The organism is Pseudomonas sp. B14(2022) (assembly GCF_012030485.1).
Lineage (GTDB): Bacteria > Pseudomonadota > Gammaproteobacteria > Pseudomonadales > Pseudomonadaceae > Aquipseudomonas.
The window spans coordinates 93885-113152 of sequence record NZ_JAAUVM010000012.1 but is presented as its reverse complement, the minus strand read 5'-3'; the positions used below and the strand labels follow the sequence as shown (position 1 = coordinate 113152).

General features: G+C 59.7%; 20 protein-coding genes. 12 read left to right on the top strand and 8 right to left on the bottom strand.

Annotated features, from left to right (window positions below):
• Positions 1-2 precede the first annotated feature (2 nt).
• Positions 3-890: a proline iminopeptidase-family hydrolase gene (locus HCF10_RS18615; RefSeq protein WP_131698985.1), complete on the bottom strand. Its 888-nt coding sequence runs from the start codon at positions 888-890 to the stop codon at positions 3-5.
• Positions 891-1073: 183 nt separating this feature from the next.
• On the opposite strand from HCF10_RS18615, the gene HCF10_RS18610 reads away from it, so the two are divergent.
• Positions 1074-1838, top strand: coding sequence for a LuxR family transcriptional regulator (locus tag HCF10_RS18610; RefSeq protein ID WP_131698984.1), 765 nt, complete (start codon positions 1074-1076; stop codon positions 1836-1838).
• A gap of 94 nt (positions 1839-1932) precedes the next feature.
• Positions 1933-2865, top strand: a complete 933-nt coding sequence (locus HCF10_RS18605) for a proline iminopeptidase-family hydrolase (protein ID WP_167656132.1) — start codon at positions 1933-1935, stop codon at positions 2863-2865.
• 38 nt (positions 2866-2903) lie between these two features.
• Here the strand turns inward: HCF10_RS18605 and HCF10_RS18600 are convergent, their stop codons facing one another.
• Positions 2904-4406: a nucleobase:cation symporter-2 family protein gene (locus HCF10_RS18600; protein ID WP_131698982.1), complete on the bottom strand. Its 1503-nt coding sequence runs from the start codon at positions 4404-4406 to the stop codon at positions 2904-2906.
• 159 nt (positions 4407-4565) lie between these two features.
• Between HCF10_RS18600 and HCF10_RS18595 the strand changes: the two genes are divergently transcribed.
• Positions 4566-5399: a nucleoside-binding protein gene (locus HCF10_RS18595; RefSeq protein ID WP_167656131.1), complete on the top strand. Its 834-nt coding sequence runs from the start codon at positions 4566-4568 to the stop codon at positions 5397-5399.
• On the opposite strand, the gene punC is transcribed toward HCF10_RS18595, so the two are convergent.
• Positions 5396-6580, bottom strand: a complete 1185-nt coding sequence (punC, locus tag HCF10_RS18590) for a purine nucleoside transporter PunC (protein ID WP_131698980.1) — start codon at positions 6578-6580, stop codon at positions 5396-5398. The two genes, HCF10_RS18595 and punC, sit on opposite strands and share 4 nt — an antisense overlap.
• A 122-nt stretch (positions 6581-6702) precedes the next feature.
• Between punC and punR the strand changes: the two genes are divergently transcribed.
• A complete protein-coding gene (gene punR / locus HCF10_RS18585) occupies positions 6703-7623 on the top strand; it encodes a DNA-binding transcriptional activator PunR (RefSeq protein WP_131698979.1) in 921 nt (306 codons plus the stop codon).
• Here punR and HCF10_RS18580 read toward each other — a convergent pair.
• Entirely contained in the window at positions 7612-8781 is a 1170-nt protein-coding gene (locus HCF10_RS18580; protein WP_145334814.1) for an aspartate aminotransferase family protein, read from the bottom strand. The two genes, punR and HCF10_RS18580, sit on opposite strands and share 12 nt — an antisense overlap.
• Positions 8782-8885: 104 nt before the next feature.
• Here HCF10_RS18580 and HCF10_RS18575 point away from each other — a divergent pair, with 104 nt between their 5' ends.
• A complete protein-coding gene (locus tag HCF10_RS18575) occupies positions 8886-9791 on the top strand; it encodes a LysR family transcriptional regulator (protein ID WP_167656130.1) in 906 nt (301 codons plus the stop codon).
• Here the strand turns inward: HCF10_RS18575 and HCF10_RS18570 are convergent.
• On the bottom strand, positions 9788-10411 hold the full coding sequence (locus tag HCF10_RS18570) for an HAD family hydrolase (protein WP_167656129.1): 624 nt from the start codon (positions 10409-10411) through the stop codon (positions 9788-9790). The genes HCF10_RS18575 and HCF10_RS18570 overlap by 4 nt on opposite strands.
• A 304-nt stretch (positions 10412-10715) precedes the next feature.
• On the opposite strand from HCF10_RS18570, the gene HCF10_RS18565 reads away from it, so the two are divergent.
• Complete coding sequence (locus tag HCF10_RS18565; protein ID WP_167656128.1) at positions 10716-11885, top strand: anthrax toxin-like adenylyl cyclase domain-containing protein; 1170 nt, start codon at positions 10716-10718, stop codon at positions 11883-11885.
• Positions 11886-11946: 61 nt separating this feature from the next.
• Here HCF10_RS18565 and fabV read toward each other — a convergent pair whose 3' ends face one another.
• Positions 11947-13143 carry an enoyl-ACP reductase FabV gene (gene fabV, locus HCF10_RS18560; protein WP_167656127.1) on the bottom strand — a complete coding sequence of 399 codons (1197 nt, stop codon included), beginning with the start codon at positions 13141-13143 and terminating at the stop codon, positions 11947-11949.
• 309 nt (positions 13144-13452) lie between these two features.
• Here fabV and HCF10_RS18555 point away from each other — a divergent pair, with 309 nt between their 5' ends.
• From HCF10_RS18555 to HCF10_RS18535, 5 genes are all read left to right on the top strand, one after another.
• Positions 13453-14277, top strand: a complete 825-nt coding sequence (locus HCF10_RS18555) for an aspartyl/asparaginyl beta-hydroxylase domain-containing protein (RefSeq protein WP_145334823.1) — start codon at positions 13453-13455, stop codon at positions 14275-14277.
• A gap of 147 nt (positions 14278-14424) precedes the next feature.
• A complete protein-coding gene (gene ppnN, locus HCF10_RS18550; protein WP_167656126.1) occupies positions 14425-15798 on the top strand; it encodes a nucleotide 5'-monophosphate nucleosidase PpnN in 1374 nt (457 codons plus the stop codon).
• 213 nt (positions 15799-16011) lie between these two features.
• Positions 16012-16269, top strand: a complete 258-nt coding sequence (locus tag HCF10_RS18545) for an AbrB/MazE/SpoVT family DNA-binding domain-containing protein (protein ID WP_131699039.1) — start codon at positions 16012-16014, stop codon at positions 16267-16269.
• Positions 16266-16661: a PIN domain-containing protein gene (locus HCF10_RS18540; protein ID WP_167656125.1), complete on the top strand. Its 396-nt coding sequence runs from the start codon at positions 16266-16268 to the stop codon at positions 16659-16661. The genes HCF10_RS18545 and HCF10_RS18540 overlap by 4 nt, the downstream gene beginning before the upstream one ends.
• A gap of 71 nt (positions 16662-16732) precedes the next feature.
• Positions 16733-17104, top strand: a complete 372-nt coding sequence (locus HCF10_RS18535) for a hypothetical protein (RefSeq protein ID WP_167656124.1) — start codon at positions 16733-16735, stop codon at positions 17102-17104.
• Positions 17105-17111: 7 nt separating this feature from the next.
• Here HCF10_RS18535 and HCF10_RS18530 read toward each other — a convergent pair whose 3' ends face one another.
• Complete coding sequence (locus HCF10_RS18530) at positions 17112-17441, bottom strand: YXWGXW repeat-containing protein (protein ID WP_131698969.1); 330 nt, start codon at positions 17439-17441, stop codon at positions 17112-17114.
• Between the two features lie 131 nt (positions 17442-17572).
• Positions 17573-18469: a LysR family transcriptional regulator gene (locus HCF10_RS18525; protein WP_167656123.1), complete on the bottom strand. Its 897-nt coding sequence runs from the start codon at positions 18467-18469 to the stop codon at positions 17573-17575.
• Between the two features lie 50 nt (positions 18470-18519).
• On the opposite strand from HCF10_RS18525, the gene HCF10_RS18520 reads away from it, so the two are divergent.
• On the top strand, positions 18520-19233 hold the full coding sequence (locus HCF10_RS18520; protein WP_205885734.1) for an NADPH-dependent F420 reductase: 714 nt from the start codon (positions 18520-18522) through the stop codon (positions 19231-19233).
• The last annotated feature ends 35 nt before the right edge of the window (positions 19234-19268 follow it).

The window sequence follows — 19268 nt, the reverse complement described above, 5'->3', positions numbered from 1 at the left end:
TGTCAGCCTCGGTGGCGAGCGAGAAAGTCCAACAGTACCGGAAAATAAGCGTGTGGCTCCTCATAGAACGGCATATGGCTGCTGTTGGGAAATACATGCAGTTCGGCGTGTCTGGCCGCCATCTTCATGCGCATGGCGCAGGCCGGGGTGAGTTCGTCGTGCTGGCCAGTGGTGATCAGGATCGGCATGCTGAAAGCGGCCATCTCGGGGATGCGGTTCCAGTCCTTGAGGTTGCCGACGTAGAGGAATTCATTGGGGCCCTGCATGGTTTCGTAGGGGCCCATGTTCCAGTCGCCGAGGGAGCGCTTGACCGGTTCGGGCCATTCGTCCAGGCGGCAGACGTGGCGATAGTTGAGCAACGTTATCGCGGCCTGGTATTGCGGGTGATCCAGGGTGCCCATGGCTTCGTGGCGCTGCATCATCGCCACGGTCTCACTGCCCAGCGCGCCGCGCAGGCGTTCGAGTTCTTGAGAAAGATGCGGAATGTCGCCGACGGTGTTTTCGAGGATCAGGCTTTTCAGCGTGTCGGGGTAATGGATGGCGTATTCGATGCCCAGCCAGCCGCCCCAGGAATGCCCGAGCAGGTGCACGCGGCCGAGATCCAGGGCTTGGCGCACGGTTTCGACTTCTTCGACATAACGGCGGATTTCCCACAGGGAAACATCGGTCGGTCTGGCTGATGCGCCTGTGCCAAGCTGGTCGAATGCAACCACTCGCAGGTTATGGTCCTTGAGCCAGCCATGGGCGTCGCGCAAGTAGTCACACGGCAGGCCCGGCCCGCCGTTGAGACACAAGAGCACCTCATCGCCTTCGCCGAAGCTGTAGACCACGAGGTTGTGGCCATCGACTTGCACGTTGTACTGCTGGTCGGGGGCAATTTCACGCCACATGCATACATTCCTTGTGTTGTATCGGCCTGGCGGGTAGCGGCCGTTTATCAGGCCAACACTACCGAGGATGCCGCGCGTCCATAACCTAGTATTTCTTATAGGTTTGGCCTGGCAGTCCTTCGCCGGGGCGTGGCATTCTACTTGCAGGAAGTCGAGATTCAAATGAATTCGGGAGCAGAACGGATGCTGGCCAAGCTAACTGCCTTCAACAATCGTCTGATGCCGGGCAGGAGCCTGGATGAGCAGATGGACAACACGTTCATCCTCGCCCAGCAGATGGGCTTCGATGCACTGGTGTACGACTACACCCCGGTGCCAATAGACCAGGATGGTGCATTGATCACCCCATCGGTGCTGGAGCTGCGCAACACGCCGACCGATTGGCATGGGTTGTGGTGCAGCAAAGGGTTCTACCAGATCGACCCGGTGCAACACCTGGCCCTGCGCACGGTGTCACCGTTCGTGTGGTCCTACGAAGCCAAGGCTGACACGGCTCTGCAAACCATCATCGACCCCTGCCACGCCCCCGTTTCGTCCTACCTGCACGACCAGCAACTGACGTGCGGCGTCAGCGTTCCGATGCATCTGCCCCGTGGCGGCTTCGCTTCACTGACCGGCTTGCGCACCGGCAACACGCCAACCGTGCTGCAGGACGCGCAGCAGACCTTGTCGGACTTCAGCCTGATTTCCCACGCTTTGCAGGAAGCGGCCTACCCGCTGTTCGGCAAGGAGCTGCGCACCTACCCGCACATTCACCTGACCAAACGCGAGCGCGAATGCCTCAAATGGGCCGCCGAAGGCCTGACCGCCGCCGAAATCGCCACGCAATTGAGCCGTTCACTGGCGGTGATCACCCTGCACCTTGCCTCGGCGATGCACAAACTGGGGGCCAAGAACCGTGTACAGGCCGTGGTGCGCGCGACCCATTACCGCCTGCTCGAAGACTGACTTTTTGGCAAAACCTAGCTGTTTTGCTAGTTACCTGAATGTTGCCCAAGGCTTATCGTGTCCCTGATCCTTTATTTTCAGAGCAGGGTACGAAATGGAATTCATCGAAAAAATCCGCGAAGGGTATGCCACGTTTGGCGCCTACCAGACCTGGTACCGCGTCACGGGTGATCTGGCCAGCGGCCGTACACCGCTGGTGGTCATCCACGGTGGCCCCGGCTGCACCCATGATTATGTCGACGCCTTCAGGGACGTCGCAGCCAGCGGTCATGCGGTCATCCACTACGACCAACTCGGCAATGGCCGCTCCACGCACCTGCCTGAGAAAGACCCGTCCTTCTGGACCGTCGATCTGTTTCTTAAAGAACTGGATAACCTGCTGGACCACCTGCAAATCAGCGATAACTACGCGATCCTCGGCCAGTCCTGGGGCGGCATGCTCGGCAGCGAGCACGCAATCCTGCAACCCAAGGGCCTGCGTGCGTTTATCCCGGCCAACTCGCCAACCTGCATGCGCACCTGGGTCAGCGAGGCCAACCGCCTGCGCAAACTGCTGCCCCAAGGCGTGCATGAAACCCTGCTCAAGCATGAAGCCGCCGGCACGTATAACGACCCGGAATACCTCGCCGCCTCACGGGTGTTCTATGACCAGCATGTGTGCCGCGTTAACCCGTGGCCGGAAGAAGTGGCGCGCACCTTCGCCCAGGTCGACTCAGACCCCACGGTGTACCACGCCATGAGCGGCCCGACCGAGTTCCACGTAATCGGCAGCCTGAAGGACTGGAAATCCATTGGCCGCCTGTCGGCAATTAAGGTGCCGACCCTGGTGATCTCCGGCCGGCATGATGAGGCCACACCACTGGTGGTCAAGCCGTTCCTGGATGAGATCGCGGATGTGCGCTGGGCGCTGTTCGAAGACTCCAGCCACATGCCCCACGTGGAAGAACGCCAGGCGTGCATGGGCACCGTGGTGAAGTTTCTGGATGAGGCGTGTTCTGTTCCGCACACAGTCCGCAAGGCTGGTTGAGTTCCAAATGTGGGAGGGGCGGTGCCCCTCCCACATTTTTAGACCTCTGTGGTTTCAGCTTGTGCAGCTTTCCTTGGCACCTCCGCCACCAATGGAATCTCCTTGCCCTCGGCATCGAACAACTTGCCGCCACTGAAGTAATCCCCCTCGCGCAATGCCGATACGTCGTGGAAGCACAAACTGCGCTCAGTCCCCGCCACAAACACCGACTGCTGGTCTGAATTACCCGCAGTGAAATGGTTGAACGCCAGGTTCAACAGGATCGCCATGATCGCCGACGAACTGATACCCGAGTGGAAAATGGTCGCGAACCAGCCGGGGAATTGGTCGTAGAAACTCGGCGCAGCAATCGGGATCATGCCGAAACCGATGGAGGTGGCAACGATGATCAGGTTCATGTTGTTGCGGTAGTCCACCTTGGACAAAGTGCGAATACCACTGGCCGCCACGGTGCCAAACAGCACAATCCCGGCACCGCCCAGTACCGAGGTCGGCACCGCGGCGATTACCCGCCCCATGAATGGCAGCAAGCCGAGGATCACCAGGAATAGCCCACCCGTTGCGACCACAAAGCGACTCTTCACCCCGGTCACCGCCACCAGGCCTACGTTCTGGGCGAAGGCACTCTGGGTGAACGAACCGAAGATCGGCGCGAACATGCTCGACAGCATATCGGCGCGCAGGCCGTTGCCCAGGCGTTTGGAGTCGACCTTGGTGTCGATGATTTCGCCCACCGCCAGGATGTCGGCCGAGGTTTCCACCAGGGTCACCATCACCACGATACACATGGAAATGATCGCCGCGATGTGAAAGGTCGGCATGCCGAAATGGAATGGCGTAGGGAAACCGAACATTGGCCCCTGGGTGACGCCGGAAAAATCCGCCATGCCGAGGAACACCGCTATCACCGTACCGATCACCATCGCCAGCAGGATCGACAGGCGCGAGATGGTTGCGCTGCCGATCTTGCTCAATAGCAGCACCAGCACCAGGGTCAACGCCGCCAGGCCGATATTGGGCATGCTGCCGAAATCCGCCGCGCGGCTGTTACCGCCCATGGCCCAGCGCGCCGCCACGGGCATCAGGGTGAGGCCAATGGTGGTAATCACGATACCGGTCACCAACGGCGGGAAAAACTGGGTGATCCGCGAGAACACCGGGGTGATCAACAGCCCGATAAACGACGCGGCCATCACCGCGCCGAGAATCGCCGGCACTCCGCCGGCGCCATCGCTGCCGACAATCGCCACCATGGTCGCCACACCGGCAAACGACACGCCCTGCACCAACGGCAACTGACAGCCAAAGAACGGCAGGCCAAGGGTTTGCAACAAGGTGGCGAGGCCACCGGCAAACAACGATGCGGCGATCAAGAGACCAATATCCGCCGGCGACAGCCCGGCCGCCTGGCCGACGATCAAGGGTACCGCGACGATGCCGCCATACATGGTGAGCACATGCTGCAGGCCGTAAGCCATGTTAGCGGCGACGCCTAGATTCTCATCTTCCGGCCGCTGCGGTGACGCCTTCGGGATAGTCATGGTGAGGGGATCTCTGTTTTTGTTGTGCGGACACTGTATTCAATCTTAAGACCAGATGTCCATATAGTTGTATACAATCAATCGAACAAGATACCCTCCACCGGCGTTACAAAAACCATTGGGCCGTGTTGAGCCAGAACGCCAAAGGACACTAAAACAATGAAAAAGGCATTACAGGGCGCCACCGTTGCACTCACCCTCCTCGGCGGCGGGGAGGCTGTCGCGGTGGAATGGATGAACAACAGCGTCGGTTTTCGCTACGGCCAGCAGTTCACCAATCCGAATAACCCCGAGGAATTCAGCAAGCGCATCTACAGCTTTACCCACGCCAGCGGCTACCGGTATGGCAGCAACTTCCTGAACCTGGATGTGTTCCTGTCCGACAGCCACGACCCGCGCAAGGGCACCTACCACGGCGGCAGTGAGGTGTACGCGGTGTACCGGCATCAGCTGTATGCGTCACGGGTGCTGGATGTGCCGCTGGGCACCGGGCTGATCAAGGATTACGCGCTGACCCTGGGCTTTGATGCCAACCGCAACAACAACGTCGCTTCGGCGAAAAAACGTGCGCTGGTGATCGGCCCTACCTTGAAGTTCAACACCGTGGGCGTGCTGGACCTGAGCCTCCTGTACTACAAGGAGCGCAACCACACCGGCATCCCCGGCGCGCAGGAGTCAGACCACACGTTCGACGACACCTACATGCTCAACCTGACGTGGATGCGCCCTTTCGAGATCGCCAACCATGCGGCGAAATTCCAGGGGTTTATCAATTACGTCGGGGAAAAAGGCGCGGACTACCATGGCCGCGACACGGCACCGGAAGCCCTGATGCGCAACGCGCTGATGGTCGCAGTACGACCGGGCAAGGGCGTGAAGCCGAACCTGTACCTCGGGGTGGGTTACGAATACTGGCATAACAAGTTCGGCGTGGACGGCGGCCGGGGCAGCCGTACGTCAACGCCGACGGTGAACATGGAAGTGACGTTCTAGGCGGCCGCCAGTTCCGAATCGTCTGCGTTGCGCCGCGCCAGCCAATAGCCCAACACGGCCAAGGGCGCGGTCGCCAGCATCACGATCGCCGTGATCAGCAACGGCTGCTCGATCATCGACGACACCAACAGGCTGCTGAGAAAGCACAGGCCCAGTTGCAGGGTATTCTGCAGAGCGGCAGCCTTACCGGAATTTTCTGCAAACGGCATCAGCGCATTCGCCACCACGATCGGGTAGCTGGCGCCGTTGACCAGCGCCATCAGGCAGAACGGAATCAGCAAGGTGGTGAGCGTCGGCACGGTCAAGGTGGCGACCAGGTACAACGCCACCATGCTGACGCAATAGGCGAGCAGCAACCACGGCAGCAACGTCTTGCCCTGGAAGCGCTGCAAGGCGCTGCGGCAACTGTAGCCACCCACCAGAAACGCCAAGGTTGGGAGCACGTAGCTCAGGCCGATGTCATTCGGGCTGTAGCCCATGTCGCCCAGGATGAAAGGCGACGCGGTCAGCCAGGCGAAGAAGCTGGCCGAGCAGGCGGCGAAGATCATCACATTGCCAGTAAACACCCGGGAGGTGAGCAACTGCCAATAGCCAAGGCGCGAAGATTCGCCTTCCCGTGTCTGAGGTTTCGGCACGGAGCGCAGGAACAACGTCGGCAGCAACAACAGCAACGACACCCCCAGCAATACGCCGAAGATGGCCTGCCAACCGAAGTGGTTCAGCACCATTGCGCCCAACAGCGGCGCCAGCGCCGGCGACAACGACATCAACGGCATGATGCTGGCGAACACGCGGTGGGCCTTGTCGGCCGGGTAGCGGTCGATCACCAGCGCCTGCCAGCTCACAGCCGCAGAACACACGCCAATCGCCTGCATAAAGCGCAAGGCCAGCAACTGCGGCGCGGTCTCGACCCAAAACATCCCCGCGCAACCCACGACAAACAGGCTCAAGCCTGCGAGCAAGATAGGCTTGCGCCCCAGGCGGTCGGACAACGGCCCCCACAGCAACTGCCCCACCGCAAAGCCCGCGAGGAAAATACTCAAGCTGGCGCCCACCGCGCCCGCCCCAATATGCAACTGCTCGCCCATGGCGCCGAACGCCGGCAAATACATGTCCATGGCGAGATAACCGAGCATGCTCAGCCCCGCCAGATACCAGGTGAAACCAAAAGAATTTTTCATTGAAGCCTTGTTAGTCTTGCCATCAAACTATTTGCTGACTGCCGCCCATTATGAAGCTGAGAGATTTTGTGTGAAGCGATAATAATTGGCGGCTCTTATCAATAATTTTGAAGGTAACCCTAATGTGGTCCGAATACTCCCTGGATGTCGTCGATGCGGTAGCGCGCCATGGCAGCTTCAGCGCCGCCGCCCAAGAATTGCACCGCGTGCCGTCAGCCATCAGTTATACCGTACGTCAACTTGAAGAGTGGCTCGCGGTGCCGCTGTTTGTGCGCCGGCATCGTGATGTGGAGCTGACACCCGCCGGCCGCCTGTTTATCGACGAAGCCCGCGGCGTGATGAAAAAAATGCTCGGCACACGGCGCCTGTGCCAGCAGGTGGCCAATGGCTGGAGTGGCCAGTTGAAGGTGGCGGTGGATTCCATCGTCAAACCCCAGCGCTGCCGGCAGTTGGTGCTGGATTTCTATCGGCAGTTTCCCGAGGTGGAGTTGCTGCTGGAATACGAGGTGTACAACGGCGTGTGGGATGCCTTGGCGGATGAGCGCACCGATATTGTCATCGGCGCCACCAGCGCCGTGCCGGTGGCCAGTCACTTCACCTTTCGCGATATGGGCTTATTGAATTGGCTGTGCGTGGTCAGCGCCCGGCACCCGTTGGCGGCCGTGGAAGGGTTGCTCAATGACGACCAACTGCGCCCCTTCGCCTCACTGTGCATGACTGACACCTCGCGCAACCTGCCCAAGCGCGACACTTGGACCCTGGATAACCAGCGGCGGCTGGTGGTGCCGAACTGGGCCTCCGCCATCGATTGCCTGCGCGATGGCCTGTGCGTCGGCATGGCACCGGCGCATCAGGTATTGCCGTGGATCGAACGCGGTGAATTGGTGGCGCTGCAACTGACGCGCCCCTTCCCGGCCAGCCCATCGTGCGTGGCCTGGGCACAGAGCAAACTGTCCCCGGCCATGGCATGGTTGCTGGAGTACCTGGGGGATACCGACACCCTGAACCAGGAGTGGCTCAACGGCAGGGACCTAGCTCAATAGCCGAGTGATGGCCCGCACGATCATCTCGACCTCCTTGGCCTCCAGGGTCAACGGCGGCAGCAGGCGAATGACCTTACCCCGCGTCACGTTGATCAGCAGCCCATGCTCCTGGGCGGCACGCTGGGCCAGGTCGCGACAGGGGCTGGCCAACTCAATACCGACCATCAGGCCCCGTCCGCGAATCGCCAGCACCTGTGGGTGGTCTTCCAATTCCATGCGTAAACGCGCCAGCAAGCGTTCGCCCTGTTGCGCAGCGTTCTGCAACAAACCTTGCTCTTCGATAATGTCCAACACCGTGCAGCCCACCCGGCACGCCAGCGGATTGCCGCCAAAGGTGCTGCCGTGACTGCCGGGCGTGAACAGCTCGGCTACCGCAGCCCTGGCCAGGCAGGCACCGATGGGTACACCATTGCCGAGGCCTTTGGCCAGGGTCATCACATCCGGGACAATGCCTTCATGCTGGAAGGCAAACCAGGCGCCGGTGCGGCCGATGCCGGTCTGGATTTCATCGAGCATCATCAGCCAGCCGTGGCGTGTACAGTGATCGCGCAGGGCTTGCAGATAACCGGCCGGTGCCGGCTGTACGCCACTTTCGCCTTGGATCGGCTCGAGCAGGACCGCCGCGATACGCGCGCCAAACGTCTTGGTGATGGCCTCCAGTGCCACAAGATCACCGAAACCGACCTTGAGAAAATCCCCCGGCAAACGCTGAAAGCCCAGGCGCACCGACGGCCCATCACTGGCAGCCATGGTGCCCAGCGTACGGCCATGAAAAGCATTCTCCATCACTACCACCAACGGCTCTTCGATGCCTTTTTTCCAGCCATGCAACCGCGCCAGTTTCAGCGCCGTCTCGTTGGCTTCGGCGCCGGAATTGTTGAAGAAGGCACGGTCAAGGCCGGACAGCTGGGTCAGGCGCTGGGCGAGGCGTTGCTGCCAATCGATGCTGTAGAGGTTGGAGGTGTGCAACAACAGGCCGGCCTGCTCACTGATGGCCGCCACCAGTTTCGGATGCGAATGCCCGACGTTGGTCACCGCAACGCCCGCCACCGCGTCCAGGTATTCACGCCCCTGCTGGTCCCACAGGCGCGTGCCGAGGCCACGGGTAAAACTCAGGGCTAAGGGTTGATACGTGGTCATCAGGCAGGCGGCGGTCATGGTGGCAGGCTCCAGTGCATCGTTGTGATGGGTTGAAGTATCGTTAGCCACCAGAGCTGGATAAACTGCACTTTCCTGCAATGACTTTAAACCAGGACTTTACAATGGATCTATTCCAGGCGATGTCGGTATACGTAAAAGTGGTGGAGAGCGGCAGCATGACCGCCGCCGCCCAGGCCTCCGGGATGTCGACCACGATGGTCGGCAACCACTTGCGCGCCCTCGAACAACGCCTGGGCGTCAGCCTGCTCAAGCGCACCACCCGCAAACAGAGCCTGACGGAATTCGGCGGCCAGTATTACCAGCGTTGCCTGGAAGTACTGGGACTGGTGTCCGACTCCGAGCAACTGGCCGAACAGGCCCACAGTGACATTCCCAAAGGCACTCTGCGCATCACCGCCCCGCCCGCCTTCGGCACCGAACGCTTGGCGCCGGCCTTGAGCGAGTTTTCCCAACGCTACCCGCTGATCAAGCTGTACGTGGTGCTCAGCAACCAGCGCGTGGACATGGTCGACAGCGGCTTTGACGTGGCCATCCGCCTTGGCGAACTGGAAGCCTCAAGCCTGATCGCCCGACCGATGCGGGACTACACCATCACCCTGTGCGCCTCACCGGACTACCTGGCCCGACGTGGTACACCACAGACGCCCGAGGACCTGCAACAGCACGACTGCCTGGCGTTCGCCTACCCTTCCACCGATGACTGGCGCAACGCCGACAAGCTGTGGCGCATGACCGGCGCAGAAGGCGAAGTGGAAATCCCGGTGTCCGGCTCGCTGACCGTCAATAGCTCCCAGGCCTTGCGCCAGGCAGCCGTGCAAGGCATGGGGATCGTCATGCTGCCGGATGCCCTGGTGCAGCCCGACCTGCAAACCGGCAAGCTGGTGGCCTTGCTGACCACCTATCAACTGCCCAGCCGGCCCATGCATTTGCTGTACGGCCAGGATCGTTATCGCTTGCCGAAGCTGCGCGCCTTTGTGGATTTCGCCATGGAAAAGTGGGCGCGCTAGAAGCCCACGCCCAACTCGCGCAATCGCGCCGCCGTCTGCTCGGCAGACACATGGTGAATGCCTTGCCAGCCGAGGGCGACGGCCGCTTCGATATTGCCGGCGACATCATCGATAAACACCACTTCCCCCGGCTGGATATCCGGCAGGTACACCCGTACCTGGCTGAGACTGGCGTGGTAGATCGCCGCGTCGGGCTTGATCAACTTCAACTCGCCGGACACCACGATGTTGCAGAATTTCCGAAGGAAGGGGTAATTGGCAAGCGCATAGGGAAAGGTCTCCGCCGACCAGTTTGTGAGCCCGAACAATGGCATGTTGGCTTGATGCAGCGCGTTGAGAATCGCCACGCCTTCGGGCAACGGGCCACGCAGCATTTCGTGCCATCGGTCGTAGTAGGCCGCGATCAAGGGTTCATGGTGGGGGTATTGATCGATCAGGCTTTGCGTGGCTTCGACCAGCGGCCGCCCCGCATCCTGCTCGGTGTTCCAGGCCTGGGTACAGATGTTATCGAGGAACCACTGCCGCTCTTGATCGTCGGCAATCAGTTTGCGGTACAGGTGCTGCGGGTTCCAGTCGAACAGTACACCGCCAAAGTCAAACACTACTGCGCGGATCGTCATGGGTTCCTCCCTTTTGTACAACGCCAGAGTCAGGACAGTTTGGCATGTACCCGGCCCCTAGCAGCAAGTAAGCACGAGTAGGATTGTTCTGAGATTCAAACAAGGCGTGCGCGGGGAACCCGCAGCGTCCCGTGTTAATAAAGGCCTTTAGCTTTAATGCGCGGGTTCTATCTCACATAGATAGTCACACTTGTTCTTCCCGTTTGAACGCGCCCTCACTTTAATCTCGGGCGTCCAACTCAAGGAGCTAGCGTCTGGAGGGAATCATCGAACTTCGCTGTAGATATGACTCGGAGAAACTTCAATGACAAGCATAACCTCTTCAGTGACCTCCCCTTCCGCATACAGCCTTGCCGCGCTGCAAAACTATCTTGCCCAAGGCGCAAATACTCCTACAGCAGTGCTGATCGATCGGGTCAAGGACGAAACAGGCATCGTGCCAAGCCATCTTGCCCCCTTGCAAGACATCGCAATGACCACCAACTCCATCATAGGCATACGCCCGGTCGAAACCGTCGCAACTGGCCTGATAGAAGCCGGGCACCCCACCAAGGACTTCCATATCAAAGGCAAGAGCGCCAACTGGGGCCCTCAGGCAGGTCTGATCTGTACAGACCAGGCATTCAGCAAACTTGAACAAGTTGCCAAAAAAACACCAGCCAAAGTAGCCAACGCCAATGAGCAAATCCAAGCGTGTATCCAAGAAGGCCATGCAGTTGCAACGCCCCTGCAGCTGTCGAGCCAGCGCCTTGATGTATTGGTCAAGCTCGGCCACATAACCCAACTGGCCGTTCAAGGCGCTGACGGCACATTGCAATTAAGCGCCCACGGGCCCAGTCAGCAAACCTATACATTCGAAGCCCATCGCACGTCACCCTCAAGCGACAGCTACTTCATCACCCATCAGGGCAAGCCCCTTGAAGTGCTGGCCAAGCATGCAGAAGGTAAACCGTTGACCGCCGATTACGATCTGCACCTGATCGCGCCCCATATCAGCGACTTCGGCCCCCAGGACAAACTCCCCATACCGGACGTGGCCCACAGTGTCTTCAAGGGTCGAGTTGAACGCTATAAGCAAGCTCCTGAGGCGCTACGCGCAGACTTCGAAAGCCCCGCCCATTTCTACCGGAAAGAAGATCCCCACCTTGGCAACGCAACACCACGGATAGAGCAGATGATAGGACTGATCAATCAAAAATTGGTCGGCGAGGGAGAGAGAGTGGTTCATCACAACGCGGACTCGGGCAGCCCGGCCACGGAAGTGGCTGCCAATTACCCGACGACGTTTTTCCTACCGGCAAAACTGGGTCGATTCGATGAAATCAGCATCATCCACGACAGCAGGGAAATGGCAGAACTGATCAAGACCGCCAAGGACAGCGGTTATCACGTACCGCTGAATCCCCTGTGGGAGAAAGAAGTAACCAACGTGAGGCGGTCCGCCTTCACCCAGGCAAAAAATAGCCTTGCCTGAATCATGACGGGAAGACAGCGGCCTGATAACCCGATGATCAGGCCGCTATCAGTCACATCATTTACGCTTGGATCAAGCCGTTGATCTTCACGGTCGGATTGACGTCAGCCTCGTAATCCACACCCTCGACTTCAAAGCCGAACAAGCGCAGGAACTCAGCCTTGTAGCCGGCAAAATCACTGATCTCGTTGACGTTCTCGTCGGTGACCTGGTTCCACAGTGCCGCCACGGCGTCCTGAACCTTCGGTTCCAGTTCAGCCAGGTCGGCACGCAAGCGACCATCGGCGTCAAGCTTCGGTTCGCTGCCGTACAGGCTGTCCTTGAACAGGCCGTAGACCTGCTCGATGCAGCCTTCGTGGGTGCCCTGCTCTTTCATTACCTTGAACAGCAACGACAAGTACAGCGGCATGATCGGAATTGCGGAACTGGCCTGGGTGACCACCGCCTTGAGTACCGACACGCGGGCGTCGCCCTTCAGTGCAGCGAGGTTGTCGCGCAGGGTCAGGACTTTCTTGTCCAGGTCTTTCTTGGCTTCGCCGATGGAGCCATTCCAGTAGATGTCCTGGGTCAACTTCTCACCGAGGTAGGTGAACGCGGTAGTCTTGGCGCCTTCGGCCAGTACGTCGGCGTCACGCAGGGCGTCGATCCACAGCTGCCAGTCTTCGCCGCCCATGACTTTCACGGTGCCGTCGATTTCTTCCTGGGTCGCAGGCTCGAGGGTGGTGTCGACCACGACGCCTTTGTCGGTATTGATACCGCGCAGGGTCACAGCCTTGCCGATTGGCTTGAGGGTGGAGTTGTAGACTTCACCGGTCTTGGGATCGGTGCGGCGTGGCGCGGCCAGGCTGTAGACGACCAGGTCGATCTTGCCCAGGTCTTTCTTGATGGTTTCGATGGTCAGGCGCTTGATCTCGTCGGAAAACGCGTCGCCATTGATGCTCTTGGCGTACAGGCCTTTTTCGACGGCAAACTTCTCGAACGCAGCGCTGTTGTACCAGCCGGCGGAACTCAGCTTGCCTTCTTCGCCTTCTTTCTCAAAAAACACGCCCAGGGTGTCGGCGCCGCAGCCAAACGCAGCACTGATGCGCGCGGCCAGGCCGTAGCCGGTGGAAGCGCCGAGGACCAGCACCTTCTTCGGGCCATCGTTGATGGCGCCGTGCTCAGTTACGTAGTCGATCTGTTCCTTGACGTTCGCCTCACAGCCAACAGGGTGAGCGGTCACACAGATAAAGCCACGAACCCGCGGTTTGATGATCATAAAATTTCTGCCTCTTCCAAGGTGCCGAAGGCCAATGGTGGCCATTCAACTTCAATCGTACCGGTCTATGACGTCCGAAAAACCGAAGCGTCACGATAGTCGCAAATCTTCTGTTTACAAAATCCAATCCACACGAGCCCACCAGGGTTAAAGACTGTGTCGAGCCTTCACAATTTCGCACTATTTAAAACGCCAATCCGCTGCTGAACGCCTTATCATGACGAAGATGTTTCATTATGTTTCAAAACCCCACCACTCGCAGCCACGGATCCGGACCTGTCGAATGGCGTCCTTCTGGAGCTGAGTTGCATGAACAAGTCTGCTTTGCGTAAGAAAGCGGTATCGGTCGCCTGGGTACTCGGCGTGTTGCTGATTATCGATGTGTTCCCCGAAACCACGCTGGTGTTCCTCTGCCTGGTACTGGTGTGCGGCGTTTACGACTTCCTGCGTAACGGCCTGTATGACAAGCCCACCTTCAAAAAATACTTTATCGGCAGTGGCCGCAATACTTGGCTGCTGGCACCGTTCAACACCCTGTTCGACCTGCTGAGCTCGCGCAACCGTCACCTTTATACGATGCGCGACCTGCCGCCCGCCTGGCGTGCAGACCTGCAACAGGTGCTCGATGACGCCATGGTCCACAAGGATGAAATCATCGGTTACCTGGACGAGCGCATGGCCGAGAAGAAACGCGGCATGTTGTTTTTCCAGTGGTACGGGCGGCCGATCGAAACCACCCTGGATATTCCTGAACTGCGCAAAAAACTGCCGTTCGTGAAAACCATCGGCGTGTCGGTGTTCAACGAAAACCGCTCGACGTCTTTTCACTTCGGCCCGCTGCGCATGATGTTCCGCGTGCTCTACAACATGGCACCGGCACCCCATCACGACGGCGTGTACATCCAGGTCGGAAAGCACAAGCACTACTGGCATGACGACCCGCTGTTTATTTTTGATGACACGCTGATGCATGCGTCCTTCAACAAGAACGACGCCAAGCGCTACTGCCTATTTATCGACATCGTACGGCCTACGCCGCTGCCGTCGGTGCTTAACGCCGTGATCGCGGGGTTTGCCGGGATGGTCTTTACCCTGCGGCGAGTTTTCTACAAAAACTGGAAGCTGATTGAGTAAGTTCTGCGGCATGATGGTGGTGGACGGTATTTGCGCTCGGCCCTGCGCCTGAGGTAAATATCCGGCTCGTGCGCTCTAACCTGCGCCCACCATTCTCACGTCATCGCACCTCGACAGGTGCGGTGGCTGCGTTTTCAAGGAATCAGAATGCCCCAACGCCAAGTCATCAATGCCTCCGTCAGCCCCAAGGGCAGCCTCGAAACCCTGTCCCAACGTGAAGTCCAGCAACTGAGCGAAGCCGGTACCGGCAGCATCTACACTCTGTTTCGCCAGTGCGCCCTGGCGATCCTCAACACCGGCGCGCATATCGATAACGCCAAGACCATCCTCGACGCCTACAAAGACTTTGAAGTGCGCATCCACCAGCAGGACCGTGGCGTGCGCCTGGAGTTGTTGAACGCCCCCGCCGACGCCTTCGTCGATGGCGAAATGATCGCCAGCACTCGCGAAATGCTGTTCAGCGCCCTGCGCGACATCGTCTACACCGAGAACGAACTGGACAGCCAGCGCATCGACCTGAGCAACTCCCAGGGCATCACCGACTACGTATTCCACCTGCTGCGCAACGCTCGCACGCTACGCCCGGGCGTGGAGCCGAAGATCGTGGTGTGCTGGGGCGGGCACTCGATCAATACCGAAGAATACAAATACACCAAGAAAGTCGGCCACGAACTCGGCCTGCGCAGCCTCGACGTGTGCACCGGTTGCGGCCCTGGCGTGATGAAAGGCCCGATGAAGGGTGCGACCATTTCCCACGCCAAGCAACGCATCACCGGCGGGCGTTACCTGGGCCTGACCGAGCCGGGCATCATTGCTGCCGAAGCGCCGAACCCCATCGTTAACGAACTGGTGATCCTGCCGGACATCGAAAAGCGCCTGGAAGCCTTCGTGCGCGTTGGCCACGGCATCATTATCTTCCCCGGCGGCGCCGGCACGGCTGAAGAGTTTCTGTACCTGCTGGGCATCCTGATGCACCCGGACAACCGCGACGTGCCCTTCCCGGTCATTCTCACCGGGCCGAAACAAGCCGCGCCGTACCTGCAACAACTGCATGCCTTCGTCGGCGCCACCCTCGGCGAAGCCGCGCAGGCGCACTACCAGATCATCATCGACGACCCGGCCGAAGTGGCCCGCCAGATGACTATCGGCCTCAAGGCAGTGAAGCAGTTCCGTCGTGAGCGCAACGATGCGTTCCACTTCAACTGGCTGCTGAAGATCGACGAAGGCTTCCAGCGCCCGTTCGACCCGACCCACGAAAACATGGCCAGCCTGCAACTCAGCCACGCACTGCCGCCCCATGAGCTGGCAGCCAACCTGCGCCGCGCGTTTTCCGGGATCGTGGCCGGTAACGTCAAGGACAAGGGCATTCGCCTGATCGAACAACACGGCCCGTACGAGATCAACGGCGACCCGGCCATCATGAAGCCACTGGATGAGCTGTTGCAGGCGTTTGTCGCCCAGCACCGAATGAAGTTGCCGGGCGGCGCGGCGTATGTACCGTGCTATCGCGTGGTGCAGTGAGCTAGCCCGGCACTGCCGCGCGCTTGATGACAGCCGCCAGGCTTCAACTGGCGGTCGGTCATAGTTTGTATTGCTTTGCGGCGTGGGTAAGCGTGCGGCAGGACTGAGTTCGGACTAGTTTTTATAGGCCGACTCACCCCACCTGAAGAGCGACCTATGGACCAACGGATATTGTCCTCCACCATTCCTTACCCTAAGGTAAGGAGCATCATGTTGGAGATCTTTACTATGGCGACCGCCACACTTACCTCAAAAGGGCAAATCACCATCCCCGTCCAAGTCAGGACCGCACTTGGCCTGGAAACAGGCGACCGCGTCGAGTTCGTCGAAACGGAAGATGGCAAGTTTTCCATCATTGCAGCGAGCAAGACTGTCCATGATCTCAAGGGGTTGATCCAGAAGCCTGCCAGGGCTGTGTCCATTGACGACATGAACCGCGCCATCGCAGCGCAGGGAGCGAAGGCTGGATGATCGGACTGGATACCAATGTACTGGTGCGCTACGTCACCCAGGATGATCCCGTTCAATCCCCCAAGGCATCCGAGTTGATCGAGCCCCTCACCACACTTTCGCCAGGGTTTGTCAGCCTGGTCTCCGTGGTGGAGCTGGTGTGGGTATTACAGAGCTGCTACCAATCCGCCAAAAATGACATCGTCGTCGTTCTGGAAACCCTGCTGCGCACCCGTGAATTGACCATCGAACATGCCGAAGTCATCTGGCAGGCGCTTCGACGGTTCACGGCCAACAACGCCGATTTCGCCGACTGCCTGATAGAGCGCTGCGCCCACGCCGCCGGGTGCGAATACACCGCCACCTTTGACCTCAATGCGGCCAAGGCAGCGGGCATGAAGCGTCTGGGCTGAGCCGGAACATTGCGGCGACGGGCAGGCTTTGGTAAAAGTCGCGCTAATCCCTGATCGAGAGAAAGCCCCACGTGCGCACGCTTCTTCTTGCTGCCCTGGCCCTGACGCCGTCCCTCGCCCTGGCCGAGATCATCTGGCCCGACCTGCCGAAGAGCTGCTTCGTCAGCGGGCGCTCTGCCACCAGTGTGGATGTCGACACCGGCTGCGCAGCGTTCCTGATCAATGTGAAAGGCAAAGCGGCGGGTACGCCGATCAAGGTGGATATTCCCCAATACGCTTTTCACATCGACGAAGCCAGCGGCAAAGAGACACCGGTGATCATCATCCAGGCCGAAGAGAACGGAGAGGTCAAGGCCGTGGGATACAGGGAACTGGGCACCGATCAACTCGGTGCCGCGCTGCTGCGGGAAGTACGGCTCCTGGGTACAAAGAAGCCCTCCTAGTCGGGGTTCAACGAACCCAGCCACCCACCTGCCAGTGGTAACCATCATTGCGCTGCACCCAATGCGGATGCACATAACGATAGCCTTCGCGCACCGGCTCCCAATGGCCGTGTACAGCAACGTAGCGCCCGCCTTCCCAGCGCCAGTAACCACGTGACCATATGTAACCTTCACGTACGGCAGGCTCGACTTCGATGATCTGGGCCGGCGGCGGTTGTGGCGCAACCACCTCGACATATTCACGCTGTACAGGCCGTCGCTCATGCACCACGCGCTCCTGCACACACCCGGACGCCGCGACCACAACTGCCGCTAATGCCGCGTAACGTAACAACATACAACCCCCTCGGGCGTTATCGCCCAACACCTGCACCGGTAAAAATGCCCCCGTGTTTCAGCCGTGCTCCTGCTCAGGCCTGGGTACTTTTTTAACAGGTTGTGTCTGTCGGATTGCTGAAGCAGCACGCATCAAGGGTGACCGAAGCTTCTCAACACCGCTTCGACAAAACGTCTCAGCTTGGCCGTACGCTGGCGGTTCGCCGTGTAGACAAGGTGCATCGGCCGGCTCGGCGCTTCAAAGTCCGGCAGCACTCTCACCAATTCGCCTCTGGCCAACGCCTCGCGCAAGAAGTCTTCCGAACCGAGCACGATGCCAAAACCATCCAGCGCAGCCGACATCAAGGCGCGGCTTTCGTTGATCTGCAAACGGCTGGCAACCTGAACCTTGTGTGGGGTCGCCCCGTCGTAAAGTACCCACTCGCGGTCTACCGGCCGCGACCAGAAGGCGTAGCCGAGGCATTCGTGATGCTCAAGATCCGCCGGGGCCTTCGGGGTACCGCGTGCCGCCAGGTATTCCGGCGAAGCACAGACCACCAGACGGTAAGGTGCCAGTGGCCTGGCTGTCAGACCCGTGGTCGCCAGGGGGCCGATACGAAAAGCGGCTTCATAGCCCTCCTCCACCAGGTCCACGAAACGGTCGGTCAGGTGCAATTCAATTTCCACATCCGGGTTGTCGCGCAGGAACCCGGTAATCAACGGCATCAGGCTGTAGGAACCGAAGGTGACGGGAGCGGTGATTTTCAGCTTGCCGCGCGGCGTGTCGCTCATGATCTGCGCCAGTGAATCGGCAGCCTCGGCTTCTACCAGGATATGTTTGCAACGCTCGTAGTACGCGCTCCCCAGTTCCGTCAGGCTTTGCCTTCGTGTGGTGCGGTTAAGTAAGCGAGCGCCCAGGCGCTGCTCCAGCGCGGTGACATGCTTGGCCACCATCTGCGGCGATATGCTCAAGCGCTCGGCAGCCCGCGCGTACGAGCCCAACTCTGCAGCCATCACAAAGGCATTCATGCTCGACAGGCGATCCATCATTCCCTACTCCCAGTAACAACATCCACACCAAAACGACTATTTATCGCCGATTGGTTGCCAATCATCATAACCGCTCCCCCATTCATTGGAGCAAGACCATGAAGATTGGTGTTATTGGAGCAGGCTTTATCGGGCGCGCCGTGGCCCAACTGGCGCTGGCGGCCGGGCACGAAGTGATGTTGAGCAACTCCCGTGGCCCCCACACCATGAGCAGCGTAGTGAGCGGCATACTCGGCGTGCAGGTGGGCAGTGCCGACGACGCCGCCAAATTCGGCGATGTGGTGCTCGTGGCGATCCCCCTGGAGCATTACCGCAGCGTCCCGGCGCAATGGCTGGAGGGCAAGACCGTGATGGACGCCAATAATTATTACCCGAACCGCGACGGCCATATCCCGGTACTGGATCGCTTTGAAACCACTACCAGCCGGTTGCTCGCCGAGCATTTGCCCCATTCACATGTGGTGAAAGTGTTCAACGCGATCTTCGCTCCCGACCTGACGCAGGACGCCCGCCCCCACGGTGCACCCGACCGCCGAGCGTTGCCGGTGGCAGCGGATGACGACGCAGCGAAGGCACGCGTCATCACGCTACTCGACGAATTGGGTTTCGACGCCGTGGATGCCGGTAGCCTGGATGAGAGCTGGCGGTTGGAACGCGGCAAGCCTGCCTATTGCGTCGCGCTGGACCAGGCTGGCTTGAAGGCAGCGCTGGCCGCCGCCGAGCGTACGGTTGAACTGCCGCCTGTCGAGCGCTCTCGCACTTGACCCCATAAAAAAGCCCGCTGACCGTTACCGGTTCA